The organism is Faucicola osloensis, from assembly GCF_020041925.1.
Taxonomy (GTDB): Bacteria; Pseudomonadota; Gammaproteobacteria; order Pseudomonadales; family Moraxellaceae; genus Faucicola; species Faucicola osloensis_D.
Genome location: NZ_CP083409.1, coordinates 954,329 through 968,643 on the forward strand (window position 1 = coordinate 954,329; position 14,315 = coordinate 968,643).

Sequence of the window (14,315 nt, forward strand, 5' to 3'; positions counted from 1 at the left end):
GATTAACCAGTAGGGCACATAGCATAGCCCTACTCGCTCATACCTATAATTTCTTAATTAGGCATTATTAACCGCATCAACAATTTTTTGACCGGCTTCAGAAAGACCTTCAGCAGGAATTAATTTAAGACCTGAATCACGTAGGATTTGCGCACCTTTTTCAGCATTGTTACCTTCAAGACGCACAACCACAGGCACGGTGACGTTGACTTCTTTTACCGCTTCGATAATCGCTTCAGCAATCATGTCACAACGTACAATACCACCGAAAATATTGATGAGTACGCCTTGGACTGATTTGTCTTCAAGAATTAATTTGAACGCTTCAACCACACGTTCTTTGGTCGCACCGCCGCCTACGTCTAGGAAGTTAGCGGGTTGACCGCCGTATAGTTTGATGATGTCCATGGTTGCCATCGCAAGACCGGCACCATTCACCATACAGCCGATGTTACCTTCAAGTGCAACATAGTTTAGGTCAAATTCTGAGGCTTTTAATTCACGCTCATTTTCTTGTGATTTGTCACGTTGTTCAGCGACTTTTGGCAGGCGATAAAGCGCATTTGAGTCGATGCCGATTTTGGCGTCAACACAGGCTAATTCGCCAGATTTACGAACCGCTAATGGATTGATTTCAAATAAAGCAAAGTCATTTTCAATAAAGGCTTTATACGCCCCTGTCATTAATTTGGCAAATTCGTTGATTTGTTTGTCTTTTAGACCCAGTTTGAAAGCGACTTCACGAGCTTGACAAGGTTGTAAGCCCACTAGTGGGTCAACCTCTACTTTCAAGATTTTTTCTGGGGTTTCTTCGGCAACTTTTTCAATTTCCACACCACCTTCAGTTGACGCCATAAATACGACACGACGGGCTGAACGGTCTACGACTGCACCTAAATACAATTCAGTTGCGATTGGATACATGTCTTCGGCGATAAGTACGCTGTTAACAGGTTGACCGTTGGCGTCAGTTTGGTAAGTTACCAAGTTTTTACCAATTAATTCTTCAGCAATTTGTTTGGCTTCTTCACGCGTTTTAGCGATCTTTACGCCGCCCGCTTTACCACGCCCACCAGCATGTACTTGGGCTTTAACAACCACGGCACCGGCATTGCCTGCCATTTTGTCGAACGCTGCTGCGGCTTCGTCGCCATTTTTAGCGATGATACCTTCTTGTACTGGCAATCCATAGCTTTTTAATAATTCTTTGGCTTGATACTCATGTAAATTCATGAATTTATCCTCTCGGTTTTGGTTTACATTGTTTTAAAATTATTTTTGAATAGTGTGGTCAACAGTGAGCTAACATGTTTGATAATCTAGTTAGCTCACCTGCTTTATCCAAACTATTGATGCATAAGCTAATTAGCCCAGTTGCTTGTGAACTAAGTTACTTATGAGCCAAGTTACTTATGAACTAAGTTACTTATGAACTAAGTTATTTGCGTTTACGTTGAATCGCATGAATCGCACGACCATCCGCTGATAGTACCGCCTCGTGTACCGCTTCAGAAATGGTTGGGTGAGCAAACGTCATCAACTGCAAATCTTCAATACTTGATACGAATTCCATCGCAATCATGCCTTGATGAACGATATCGCCTGCACCCGCTGACACGACATGCATACCCAGTAAACGGTCCGTTTTGGCATCGGCGACCACTTTGATGAAGCCTTGAGCTTCACCAGCGGCTAACGCACGGCCATTGGCAGCTAAGCTGAATTGACCTGTTTTGACTTCATGACCTTGCTCTTTGGCTTGTTCTTCAGTCAAGCCAACCCATGCAATTTCTGGGTGTGTGTAAATCACGCTAATAATGGTATCATAATTGACTTGAACTTTTTCACCATGAATACGTTCAACTGCCATCATGCCTTCTTCCATCGCTTTGTGTGCCAGCATTGGACCACGCACCAAGTCACCGATTGCATAGACGCCATCAAGGTTGGTTTGACAGAAGTCATTCACCGCTACTAAACCACGTTCAGTGAGCTCTACCCCTGAATTTTCACCAAGTAGGTTTTCTTTATAAGCACGACGACCCACACAAACGATGAGTTTATCGAAGGTTTCTTGTCCTGCTTGACCTTTGGCATCAAACGATACAAGCACCTTACCATTTTCTACTTGAGCCTGAGTGACTTTGGTATCAATACGGATGTCCATACCTTGGGCTTTTAGTAGTTTTGCAGCTTCTTTGCTCACGGCTTTGTCCGCCGCTGCTAAAAATTCTGGCATGGCTTCAAACACCACCACTTCACTACCCAAACGACGCCATACCGAACCGAGTTCAAGACCAATCACACCACCGCCAATGACGCCTAGACGTGCGGGTACTTCGGTAAAGTCTAACGCGCCCGTTGAATCAACGATATATTCGTTATCAATCGGGGCAACAGGGATATCAATGGGCACAGAACCAGAGGCTAAAATCACATTTTTAGCGGTAATAGTGGTAGGCGCAGAACCATCTAATGGGGTAAATTCAACTTGTTTATCCGCACCTTTACCATCAAGTAATTTACCTGTACCTTGTAGCCAGTCAGCACCGTTACCTTTTAACAATGCAGCCACACCACCGGTTAATTGTTTAACGATAGCGTCTTTACGACTTAACATTTTGTTGATGTCAATCGCCACCTCACCTGTGGTGATACCGTGGTCGGCTAAATCATGTTTGGTTGCTTCATAGCGATGTGAGCTGTCTAGCAATGCTTTTGAAGGAATACAACCGACGTTCAAACAGGTACCGCCTAACGCTGGCTCGCCTTTATTAATACGTTTTTCGATACAAGCCACGCTCATACCCAGTTGTCCTGCACGGATAGCTGCTTCATAGCCACCAGGGCCACCACCGATAATTACCAAATCATAGCTTTCTTTCATAATCTTCACCAAAAATTTGAGTTGTTATTGTTAAAGTTGTTAAACAAAAAAGCCTGTATCAACAGTTGCCAATACAGGCTTTTTTCATTATAAATCGAGAAGTAGCATCGCTGGGTTTTCAACCAATTCTTTGATAGTCACCAAGAACTGTACCGCTTCTTTACCGTCGATTAAACGGTGGTCATACGACAACGCCAAGTACATCATAGGTAGAATTACCACTTCGCCATTAACCGCCATTGGGCGTTCTTTAGTCGCGTGCATACCCAAAATTGCTGTTTGTGGTGGATTGATGATTGGGGTTGACATGAGTGAACCAAATACCCCACCATTGGTAATGGTGAAGGTACCACCCGTCATGTCTTCAATGCCTAATTTGCCTTCACGCGCTTTTGATGCATAGTTACCAATCGCACGTTCGATATCTGCCATACCCATTTGGTCAGTGTCACGTAATACCGGCACCACAAGACCACGGTCGCTAGATACCGCAACACCCACATCATAATAACCATGATAAACGATATCGCTACCATCAATAGAGGCATTTACCGCTGGGAAACGTTTTAACGCTTCAGTAGCAGCTTTTACAAACAATGACATAAAGCCTAGTTTTACACCATGACGTTTTTCAAAACGCTCTTTGAACTCACCACGTAAGTCCATGATAGGTTTCATGTTCACTTCGTTAAACGTGGTCAACATCGCAGTTTCTTGGGTAGCGGCTAACAGACGCTCAGCAACACGGGCGCGTAAACGGGTCATTGGCACACGTTTGTCTGCACGTTGACCGACGGCATTGGCAACCACTTGACCGTTGTCTGCTTTAATTGCATTGTTGGCTTTTAAGGTTGGGTTTGCCATGTCTTCTTTGGTCACACGGCCGCCACGACCTGAACCTTCAACGTTTGCAGGATTGACACCTGTGGTATTCGCTGCTTTACGAACCGCTGGACTTTGGTCTTTATAATCTGCTTCAGCAGTCGCTTGAGCGGTAGGCGCTTGTTGTGCAGCTGCAGGCGCGGCTTCAGCTTGGGCAGCCGGTGCTTGGGTTTCGGCAGGTTGGCTTGCTGATGCAGCTGCGGTTGCGCCTTCAGTCAGCTCACCGATGACTTCAGCAGAAAGCACTGTGTCATCAACTTGTTTGAGAATTTTGCTAAGCACGCCGTCAGCTTGTGCCACCACTTCCATCACAACTTTATCGGTTTCGATTTCACACAATACAGCGTCACGGCTTACTTGATCGCCTTCATTAAAATTCCAAGCAACAATTGTACCGTCAGCAACGGACTCTGGGAAAACGGGGACTTTAATCTCACTCATGGAAAACTCCTAGTTAATTTCACATTCTTTCATTTTTAATGGGTTAAATTCATTGTTGTCTTAGCACTCGGCGCAATTGCCTATACCAAAAACCAAGAAGGATTAGTACGCATCTATTAAGTACTAATCCTTTAAAACGCTTAGTCAGTCGCTTGTTTTTCTGCGATTTCCGCTTTAGCTTCTAGCTTGTCTTCGGTCGAATCTTCATTCTTTGGCAAACCCAATGCTTCGTTGATAACTTTTTGTTGTTGAGCAACGTGCATTTGCATCGAACCTGCGGCAGGTGCTGCTGATGAAGGACGAGCCACTGGCTCAAGCAAGTAGGCTTTGGTCGGACGAGTCGCTGGTTTTGGCGGTGCAATCAAACGGAATAAGTGCGGTGCTAGATAGTACCAAGCGCCTTGGTTACGTGGCTCTTCTTGTGTCCACACAATGCCTTCAAGGTTTGGATATTTCGCCACTTCTTCCAAAATACGTGCTTCAGGTAATGGATAAAGCTGCTCGATACGCACAATCGCTACGTGATTGAGACCCAATTCACGACGTTTTTCAAGCAAGTCATAATATACCTTACCGCCACACAACACTAAACGCGTCACTTGGTTATTATCAAGTTGGTCAATCTCTGGAATCACGGTTTGGAACTGACCTTGCGCAAGCTCTTCAAGCGTTGACACTGCCAATTTATGACGTAGCAATGATTTTGGTGACATCACAATCAGCGGTTTACGCGCTGGGCGAACCACTTGTCGACGCAGGGCATGGAAAATCTGTGCCGGGGTTGTGGGCGTAATTACTTGCATGTTGTCTTCGGCACATAGCTGCAAAAAACGCTCTAGGCGCGCTGATGAGTGCTCAGGACCTTGACCTTCATAGCCGTGTGGTAACAGCATGGTCAAACCACATAGACGTTGCCATTTGGTTTCACCTGATGAAATAAATTGGTCAATAACTACTTGTGCCCCATTGACAAAGTCACCAAACTGCGCCTCCCAGATCACTAGCGCATTGGGTACTGTCGTTGCGTAACCATATTCAAACGCCAACACTGCTTCTTCTGACAACAATGAGTTAAAGGTGTCAAAGCGTGCTTGGTTAGGGCTCATGTTGGCAAGTGGTACATACATACTGCCGTCTTTCATGTTGAAAATTTCTGAATGGCGATGTGAGAAAGTACCACGACCCACGTCTTCACCCGTAATACGGACAGGATAGCCTTCTTCGACCAGTGACGCATAAGCCAAGGTTTCTGCTGCACCCCAGTTCAATGGCTCTTGACCGGTTTGCATGGCTTTGCGCTGCTCAACCACTTTTTGCACTTGGCGTTGTAGCTCATAGCCTTCCGGCATTTGCGCCATTTTTTCACCATACGCTTTTAACTTGTTGATATCAACGCCCGTATCCCAATTGTCTTCAAGCTTATGACCAATGTAAGGAGTCCAATCTACATAGAGCGTTTTATTTGGCTCACGCACGAGTGCGCTAGCAACATATTCGCCTTTATCGAGTGATTCACGGTAGTCATCTTCAAATGCCACAGCTTCTGCTTTGCTAATAACGCCTTCAGCAACCAATTTATTGGCAAATAGCTCACGAGTACTTGGCAGTTTTTTGATCACCGAATACATAAGTGGCTGAGTGGCTGAAGGTTCATCCGCTTCATTGTGACCGTTACGACGGTAACAGTACATATCAATCACGATATCTTTATGGAAAGTTTGGCGATAGTCATGAGCAAGCTGCGCCATAAATACCACGGCTTCTGGATCGTCACCGTTTACATGAAAAATCGGTGCGTGTACCATCTTGGCAATGTCCGTACAATATTCAGTTGAACGCGCATCTTCTAAGCGGCTGGTGGTAAAACCCACTTGGTTATTGATAATAATATGCAGCGTACCACCTGTTGAGTAGGCACGGGTTTGTGACATTTGGAAAGTTTCTTGGTTGACACCTTGCCCGGCGAACGCGGCATCACCGTGTACCACGATTGGCAAAACGGCATCACCGGTTTTATCATGACGGCGTACTTGGCGGGCACGCACTGAACCAAGCAATACAGGCGATACAATTTCAAGATGTGAGGGGTTAAATGCCAATGCCAAGTGCGCTTCGCCACCCGGTGTCATCACGTTGGATGAATAACCATTGTGGTATTTTACGTCACCTGAACCCACGGTCGGTTGTTTTTTACCATCAAACTCATCAAACAAATCTTTGGGATTTTTACCTAAGATATTCACTAATAAATTTAAACGCCCACGGTGCGCCATACCGATAACCATTTCTTTGGTACCGTTTTCACCCGCACGCTGAATCATTTCATTGACCATCGGAATAAAGCTTTCACCACCCTCAAGACCAAAACGTTTCACACCGGTATATTTACGCGCTAAGTATTTTTCTAACCCTTCCGCTGCGGTCAAACGCTCAAGGATAGATTTACGTTTTTCATTGTCAAATTTGACATAGCCCAGATTTTGTTCAAGGTATTTTTCAATCCAGCGTTTTTCTTTGGCAGTGGTGACGTGGAAATATTCTGCACCGATGCTGCCACAATAAACTCGCTCTAACACTTGAATGATTTCACGCAGTGTAGCTTTGTCTTTACCGATATTTAGGTCACTGACAGGGTATACAGTATCTAAATCCGCTTCAGAAAGACCATAGTAAGCTAAAGTCAATTCTTCAACTTCGGGACGTGGCATCAGTCCTAAGGGATCTAGATTAGCAATACGATGCCCACGACGGCGATAACTGGTAATCAGTTTTTGCACGCCCATTTGGTTGTCCGCAAATTCGCGAATTTCAGAAGGGCTGACGGCGCCTACAGCTGATTGACCGGCAACTTTGTGGGCAGTGGTGTTGCGAGCTAATAGCAAAAATTGGTCTTGGATAGTATGGTGAAGGGCGTTTTTATCATCCTCTTTGGCAAACTGCGCAAAGTAAGGAATATATTTTTCATCAACGCTCTGTGGATCTTGAAGATACTGTTCATACAGTGATTCAAGATAGGCTGCGTTATCTGCGGACAGTTCGGTAAACTGAGCAGATGAGACAGAAGTTTGGTTTTGATTAGCCATGATTCTTTCTACTGTAGTATTTAAAGGTGGAAATAAAAATTTTAGGGAATAGCCTAGCATTTTTATAATTAACAAAAAATTTTGTTAAGGTAATAGTTACCATTCATTTACTAAATATAGCGATTCACGCGGCTTGGCGTGTGGAGAAATGGCTATCAAATGGTAGTAAAAGAAGAGTAATGTGAAAGTTAGTTTTCTCCTTCCTTAGAAAACCTAAATGAATATTCCCTATAGATACCTATCGTATATTATACAAAATTAATGATAATTTATCTCATTCATTAGGCTGAAAAGGTATAAAAAATATTATGACATTGGGATATCATTTATTACTTTCATTAATAGATAGCCAATTACTATTAATTTATCACATCCCAATAAAAAAAGCCCTGTCGATACAGAGCTTTTTTGTCACCAAACTGTGGTACTAACCTGCTTGGTCTAACAGCATGTTACGTAAGTGACCAATCGCTTTGGTAGGATTCAAACCTTTTGGACAAACCGACACACAGTTCATGATGCCACGGCAACGGAACAAGCTAAATGGGTCGTCTAAACGTGCTAAACGCTCCTGTGTGCTAGTATCACGGCTATCTGCCACAAAGCGGTAGCCATTCAATAAGGCAGATGGACCTAAGAACTTGTCTGGGTTCCACCAGAATGATGGACAGCTGGTTGAACAACACGCACATAGAATACATTCATATAGACCGTTTAACTTTTCGCGGTCTTCAGGTGATTGTAGACGTTCAGTCGGTGGCGCTGGCTGGTCATTAATCAAGTACGGATGAACTTTTTCATATTGCTCATAGAATTGGTTCATATCTACCACTAAGTCGCGCACGACAGGTAAACCAGGTAGCGGGCGTAAGGTAATTTTTTGTGGTAGCGTGTTCATGTTGATAAGACATGATAGACCGTTTTTACCATTGATGTTCATACCGTCAGAGCCACAAATACCTTCACGGCACGAACGGCGGAAACTGATGGTTTCGTCCATTTTTTTCAAACGGACAAGTACGTCTAATAACATACGGTCAGAGTCTAAAAGCTCAATTTGGTATGTCTGCATACGTGGTGCTGCGTCTTTATCTGGATCGTAGCGGAAAATCTCGATGGTGCGAGTACCTCTGCTCATAATGCTAAACTCCACACGTTTATGGTATTGGTTTATACGGCCTTTACAATAGTTTGCAAAGACCAAAAAATATTAATTAGAATGTACGTACTTTTGGCTCAACATAATCTACAGTCAGTGGACTCTTGCGAACAGGTTTATAGATAACACGGTTACCTTCAGAGAACCAAAGGGTATGTTTCATCCATTCGTGGTCATTACGACCAAGCGGCGCATACGCATCATCTGCCGCACGTTCGTAGTCAACGACGGTGTGTGCGCCACGACATTCTTGACGCAGGGAAGCTGAAATCATTGTCGCTTTGGCAACTTCATAGAGATTCGCCACTTCAAGCGCTTCAATACGTGCGGTATTAAACACTTGTGATTTATCAGCTAGGTGAAGACTATTGACCTGGCTTTCAAGTGCCAAGATTTTTTGTACGCCTTCATTCATTGACGCTTGGGTACGGAATACACCTGCGTGTTGCTGCATGGTACGGCGGATTTCGTCAGCCACATCTTGCGCATTTAGCCCTTGAGTAGATTGCTGTAACACATTCAAACGCGCCAAGGTTTTGTCAAGAACACGCGGTGATAATGGCTCATAGTCATGACGGTCAGCGGCATGGAACTCATCGATGATATGTTGACCCGCTGCACGACCAAATACTACCAAGTCTAGTAGTGAGTTTGTACCTAGACGGTTGGCGCCGTGAACGGATACACATGAACATTCACCAATCGCATATAAGCCTTTCACGATTTTTTGCTCGGCATATAGACCATCAGCATCGGTACCGGCTTCAAGGTCTGGCATTACCACTTGACCATGAATATTGGTTGGGATACCTCCCATTTGGTAATGGATAGTCGGTACAACTGGGATTGGCTCTTTGGTAATGTCAACATTCGCGAAGTTTTTACCAATTTCATAAACCGATGGTAAACGCTTCATGATGGTATCCACACCTAAGTGCGTCATATCAAGTACCACATAATCACCCTGTGGACCACAACCGCGACCTTCTTTGATCTCTTGGTCCATTGAACGTGATACAAAGTCACGCGGTGCCAAATCTTTTAGGGTTGGTGCATAGCGCTCCATAAAGGCTTCGCCATCTTTATTGCGAAGTAACGCACCTTCACCACGACAACCTTCGGTCAATAATACGCCCGCACCTGCAACGCCTGTTGGGTGAAATTGCCAAAATTCCATATCTTGTAGTGGAATACCCGCACGCACTGCCATACCTAGACCGTCACCGGTGTTAATAAAGGCATTAGTGGACGCAGCGAAAATACGACCTGCACCGCCCGTTGCTAGTACAGTTGTTTTCGCTTGGAATACCGCAACACGACCTGTTTCTTGCTCCAGCGCTATAACGCCGTTAATGTCGCCTTTGCTATCTTTAACCAAATCTAGCGCAATCCACTCGATAAAAAACTCTGTGCCTTGCTCAAGATTTTTTTGATATAGCGTATGCAATAACGCATGACCTGTACGGTCAGCTGCCGCACACGCACGTTGTACCGCTTTTTCACCGTAGTTGGCAGTATGTCCACCAAAGGGACGCTGATAAATCGTACCGTCCGCGTTACGGTCAAATGGCATACCCATATGCTCAAGTTCGTATACCACTTTTGGTGCTTCACGGCACATATACTCGATGGCGTCTTGGTCACCTAACCAGTCAGAACCTTTGATGGTGTCATAAAAGTGAAAGTGCCAGTTATCATCACTCATGTTACCCAAACTTGCGCCAATACCACCTTGCGCAGCAACCGTGTGAGAACGCGTTGGGAACACTTTGGTTAATACCGCAACATTCATACCGCCACGCGCCAATTGTAGCGACGCACGCATACCAGAGCCACCGCCGCCAACGATAACCGCATCGAAGGTTAAGGTTTGAATATTGCTAATGGTGTTGTCTTGTTTTGTTGCCATTGCTTTAATTTCCTAAATGATGGTTCGATTTTATCCACATAAATGCTTAAAAGCCCTGAGGTCGAAATCGATAAATACGTTAACAAAATTTATCTAACAGGATGTTTAGAAGAAAATCATCACGCCCCAAAATAAATAAACCAAGACTGCAAGAATCATGGCAGATTGCAGCACAAAACGTAAACCATTTGACTTAACGTAGTCTGTTAATACAGTCCACATCCCTACCCACGCATGACCCACTAATGCTAGTATCATCAATAGCGTAAATAAGCGCATCGGTAGGCTTAGCATAAAGCCTTGCCATAATTCAAACGTTGGTTGGTGGGTTAAGAACCAGCCCAACATTACCAATGAATAAACTGCCAATACAACCGCACTAATACGTTGTACCACCCAATCGCGAGAGCCTGAGCCTGTTAAACCTGTTGCACTTTTCATTAGAACATCACCCATACAAATGAACCCACAACCCAAAGCGCTGCAAGTACAAAGCCAATGAATGTCGCAGTGCGACCACTGTTTAATTCTTCATTCATGCCCATGTCGGCAAATAAATGTTTGAAACCCATCACAAAATGGTAGCCTAATGCAGCCACAAAGATCCAAGCCAAAAACTTCACCAAGGGGCTAGTGAAAATATCTGCAAAGCCTTCAGCACTGGCAAGCGACGTTTGAAAAATCCATAACATCACAGGAATTAAGAGAAATAGCACCACACCAGAAACACGGTGGGTAATTGAAGCCAAAGCAATTGGGTTTTTTGAATTAACATTAATTACTTGGCTTAAAGGAAGGTCAATCGGTCGGTTGCTTTTCACAGCGGGCATCCTTTATTCGCAGTTATAACTTACCTGTGTTATCGCTATGCCAATATCCAAAATATCAAGCACGAACTTCAAATCACTTGCAGGATTTGATGAATCACATAGCCTGTCAAAAAACAGGTAAATCGAAGATAAGGAATAGCTAGCGTACTTTGGATTATTCACATAATAGATAGTTATTAGCCGCAAACCTAATCGTATCTCACAATTAAAAACTAATAAGTTACCAACTAATAATCGACAAAAAGCCACCCACAATTTACTTTTTAATTTTGTTAAATCACAAAGCTAAAAAGTAAATTATGTTTAGCAAATATTAATAATACAAAGCTAGCCACCAGTAAAATTTTTATAATTATAAGAGTCTTTGATTACAAATACAAACAAAAACAGAAAAAAAAACCATCTTTTATCAAACCACTGTAGCGCACTATTAAAATTCAGAAATAATTTGATAAGATTGCGCGTTTTGAGACTCATTTATCTAGATATTTAACCGCATCAAGGGTTGATAGAATATCAGTAGCAGAGAGCATAGTTTTACTTAACTCCTGTTAATTATAACTAACTGTTTGTACGCGTCAGGCGTAAATTTACTTTCATTTTTGGCAAAAATGCTGTTAATATAGATATGTTTTAGTTTTGGGTTTTCGCTATTTTTTCGCTATTAATAAAGTCGCCCTGCACGTCTCTGTGTGGCTGGGCAGTCACCTATCCTTGTCATTGCGCCAATGCATTTGAGCAAGTATAGGTCTTCTTTTTTTTACACGTCTGAGAGGATTTTATGTCAGAGAAAGACAATATTGCAACCTTGCACGTCAATGGCCAGGACTATGAGCTTCCTATCATTGAAGGAACATTAGGCGATCCTGTACTCGATATTAAGGCCGTACCCCAAGCTGGTTTTTGGACATACGATCCAGGTTTCATGTCAACCGCTTCCACTGAATCAAAAATCACCTTCATTGATGGTGACAAAGGTATCTTATTACACCGTGGTTACCCAATTGACCAATTAGCTGATAAAGCAGAATACTTAGAAGTTGCGTATGCACTCATTCATGGTGAATTACCCAATGCTGAGCAAAAAGCTGACTTCTACGAAAAAGTTCGTAAACATTCAATGGTAAATGACCAATTACGTCGTTTCTTTGAAGGTTTCCGCCGTGACGCTCATCCGATGGCGATTATGGTTGGTGTGATGGGTGCATTATCTGCGTTCTACCACAACAATCTTGATGTGAGCAAACAAGACCATCGTGAAATCACTGCGATTCGTTTGATTGCTAAAGTGCCTACCATCGCCGCCATGTGCTACAAATATAGCAATGGTCAACCATTCATGTATCCGCGTAATGATTTAAACTACGCTGAAAACTTCTTATACATGATGTTTGCAACCCCAGCGGATGTTAACTATAAAGTCAACCCAATCCTTGCAAAAGCGATGGACAAAATCTTTACGTTACATGCTGACCACGAACAAAACGCCTCGACGTCAACTGTACGTCTAGCAGGTTCTACGGGCGCCAACCCATACGCTTGTATCGCAGCAGGTATTGCGGCTCTTTGGGGACCTGCGCACGGTGGTGCCAACGAAGCTGTACTTAAAATGCTGGATGAAATCGGCAGCGTAGACAACGTTGACGAATTCATGGAAAAAGTAAAACGTAAAGAAGTGAAATTGATGGGCTTTGGTCACCGTGTTTATAAAAACTTTGACCCACGCGCCAAAGTAATGAAAGAAACTTGTGACGAAGTATTGGGCGAGCTTGGCATCAAAGATCCACAACTTGAACTTGCGATGAAACTTGAACAAATCGCCTTGAATGACCCGTACTTTAAAGAGCGTAACCTATATCCAAATGTTGACTTCTACTCAGGTATCATTCTAAAAGCCATCGGTATTCCAACCTCTATGTTTACCGTAATCTTTGCTTTAGCACGTACTTCTGGTTGGATCAGCCACTGGTTAGAAATGCACTCTGCACCTTACAAAATCGGTCGTCCACGTCAGTTATATACTGGCTACACACAACGTGATTTTGTGGCTGTTGAAGACCGCGATTAAGCCCATACGTCAAACCAAAAAACCCAGTGCACAACTGGGTTTTTTATTGAGTATAATTTAATAATAAAAAAGGACGTCTTATGACGCCCTTTCTTGAATTACCCTTTCTTTAATCAAGTGTCACTTGAATTAAGTATCACTTGCCAATCTCTTCACCTTACTTATAAAACGCATTGGCAGTATACGTATGGTCGGTCTCATCAATCACTTGGGTTAATTCTGGTATTTGCTGTTTTAGCGAGACTTCAACCCCTTGTTTTAGCGTCATATCAACTGCAGAGCAGCCTTGACAGCCGCCGCCAAATTTGAGCACGGCGGTGATACCAACCCCTTCTTCATGTACCAAATCCACCAATTGCACGTTACCCCCATGCGCCGCTAGATTTGGATTGATTTCCGAAGACAACACGTAATTGATACGTTCCTCTAGGCTCGCATTTTCACCCAGTTTTGGCACTTTTGAGTTGGGCGCACGGAATGTCAATTGACCGCCAAAACGGTCTTTATTGTAATCAATCACCGCATCTTCAAGATAAGGAATAGACGGGGTATCTATATAAGCGGTGAATGTCTCATAATCCAATTTTAAATCGTCAGGATTGTGTTCATCTGGCTGGCTATATGACATACAGCATTCTGCTCGTGGCGTGCCTGGATGTTCAACAAAAATACGTACGCCGATGCCGTCAGTATTTTGTTTTGCCAACAAATCAGTCAGATAGCCTTGCGCTGAATCGGTAATTTTGATATTTGTGGTTTTTTCTGTATCGCTCATATGTCACCCTAGCTTGTCATCAATTTTTACCCATATTTTAGCATAAACTTGAGTAATTTACTCGGATTTTATTGGGGGTGATTTTTTGGCTTATCAAGGGTCGTCACAATATTTTTTAGCTAAGCCAAAACTTCAATCTAGCCACTATCTTTAACCAAAAATAACTTGGCATTGGTTAAAAGTTTAGGCAAGATAGTTAAAAAAACATGCTTTATCACCGAACTTTATTACCAAAACGCTATTGGATAGACCGAGGGCGTTATCATTCGCAAGGAGTTTGC

The 14,315-nt window shown here is 43.3% G+C and carries 10 protein-coding genes; 1 reads left to right on the forward strand and 9 read right to left on the reverse strand.

Annotated elements, in window-relative coordinates; translation table 11 throughout:
• Positions 1-57: 57 nt before the first annotated feature.
• The 8 genes from sucC to sdhC form a co-directional block, all read right to left on the reverse strand.
• Positions 58-1,233, reverse strand: a complete 1,176-nt coding sequence (gene sucC, locus LAJ61_RS04170) for an ADP-forming succinate--CoA ligase subunit beta (protein ID WP_100285191.1) — start codon at positions 1,231-1,233, stop codon at positions 58-60.
• 205 nt (positions 1,234-1,438) lie between these two features.
• On the reverse strand, positions 1,439-2,887 hold the full coding sequence (gene lpdA / locus LAJ61_RS04175; protein ID WP_224054580.1) for a dihydrolipoyl dehydrogenase: 1,449 nt from the start codon (positions 2,885-2,887) through the stop codon (positions 1,439-1,441).
• An 87-nt stretch (positions 2,888-2,974) separates the two neighbouring features.
• Complete coding sequence (gene odhB, locus LAJ61_RS04180; protein ID WP_224054581.1) at positions 2,975-4,210, reverse strand: 2-oxoglutarate dehydrogenase complex dihydrolipoyllysine-residue succinyltransferase; 1,236 nt, start codon at positions 4,208-4,210, stop codon at positions 2,975-2,977.
• Between the two features lie 140 nt (positions 4,211-4,350).
• Complete coding sequence (locus LAJ61_RS04185; protein WP_224054582.1) at positions 4,351-7,293, reverse strand: 2-oxoglutarate dehydrogenase E1 component; 2,943 nt, start codon at positions 7,291-7,293, stop codon at positions 4,351-4,353.
• Positions 7,294-7,720: 427 nt separating this feature from the next.
• Positions 7,721-8,431: a succinate dehydrogenase iron-sulfur subunit gene (locus LAJ61_RS04190; RefSeq protein ID WP_007115066.1), complete on the reverse strand. Its 711-nt coding sequence runs from the start codon at positions 8,429-8,431 to the stop codon at positions 7,721-7,723.
• Between the two features lie 76 nt (positions 8,432-8,507).
• Positions 8,508-10,370, reverse strand: a complete 1,863-nt coding sequence (sdhA, locus tag LAJ61_RS04195; protein ID WP_224054800.1) for a succinate dehydrogenase flavoprotein subunit — start codon at positions 10,368-10,370, stop codon at positions 8,508-8,510.
• A 96-nt stretch (positions 10,371-10,466) separates the two neighbouring features.
• Positions 10,467-10,802, reverse strand: a complete 336-nt coding sequence (sdhD, locus tag LAJ61_RS04200) for a succinate dehydrogenase, hydrophobic membrane anchor protein (RefSeq protein ID WP_036594948.1) — start codon at positions 10,800-10,802, stop codon at positions 10,467-10,469.
• The gene (gene sdhC, locus LAJ61_RS04205; protein ID WP_100274133.1) at positions 10,802-11,191 is read right to left on the reverse strand and encodes a succinate dehydrogenase, cytochrome b556 subunit; all 390 of its coding nucleotides are present in this window, start codon (positions 11,189-11,191) and stop codon (positions 10,802-10,804) included. Before sdhC ends, sdhD begins: the two co-directional genes overlap by 1 nt.
• 781 nt (positions 11,192-11,972) lie before the next feature.
• On the opposite strand from sdhC, the gene gltA reads away from it, so the two are divergent.
• Positions 11,973-13,259 carry a citrate synthase gene (gene gltA / locus LAJ61_RS04210; RefSeq protein WP_007115070.1) on the forward strand — a complete coding sequence of 429 codons (1,287 nt, stop codon included), beginning with the start codon at positions 11,973-11,975 and terminating at the stop codon, positions 13,257-13,259.
• Positions 13,260-13,416: 157 nt separating this feature from the next.
• Here the strand turns inward: gltA and nfuA are convergent, their stop codons facing one another.
• Positions 13,417-14,034, reverse strand: a complete 618-nt coding sequence (nfuA, locus tag LAJ61_RS04215) for a Fe-S biogenesis protein NfuA (RefSeq protein ID WP_224054583.1) — start codon at positions 14,032-14,034, stop codon at positions 13,417-13,419.
• Positions 14,035-14,315 lie beyond the last annotated feature (281 nt).

What these genes read in the sequence shown, in the direction of transcription:
- lpdA (WP_224054580.1), bottom strand. Translation starts at nt 2,887, where the DNA reads ATGAAAGAAAGCTATGATTTGGTAATTATCGGTGGTGGCCCTGGTGGC.
- sucC (WP_100285191.1), bottom strand. Translation starts at nt 1,233, where the DNA reads ATGAATTTACATGAGTATCAAGCCAAAGAATTATTAAAAAGCTATGGA.
- nfuA (WP_224054583.1), bottom strand. Translation starts at nt 14,034, where the DNA reads ATGAGCGATACAGAAAAAACCACAAATATCAAAATTACCGATTCAGCG.
- odhB (WP_224054581.1), bottom strand. Translation starts at nt 4,210, where the DNA reads ATGAGTGAGATTAAAGTCCCCGTTTTCCCAGAGTCCGTTGCTGACGGT.
- LAJ61_RS04185 (WP_224054582.1), bottom strand. Translation starts at nt 7,293, where the DNA reads ATGGCTAATCAAAACCAAACTTCTGTCTCATCTGCTCAGTTTACCGAA.
- sdhC (WP_100274133.1), bottom strand. Translation starts at nt 11,191, where the DNA reads ATGCCCGCTGTGAAAAGCAACCGACCGATTGACCTTCCTTTAAGCCAA.
- gltA (WP_007115070.1), top strand. Translation starts at nt 11,973, where the DNA reads ATGTCAGAGAAAGACAATATTGCAACCTTGCACGTCAATGGCCAGGAC.
- sdhD (WP_036594948.1), bottom strand. Translation starts at nt 10,802, where the DNA reads ATGAAAAGTGCAACAGGTTTAACAGGCTCAGGCTCTCGCGATTGGGTG.
- LAJ61_RS04190 (WP_007115066.1), bottom strand. Translation starts at nt 8,431, where the DNA reads ATGAGCAGAGGTACTCGCACCATCGAGATTTTCCGCTACGATCCAGAT.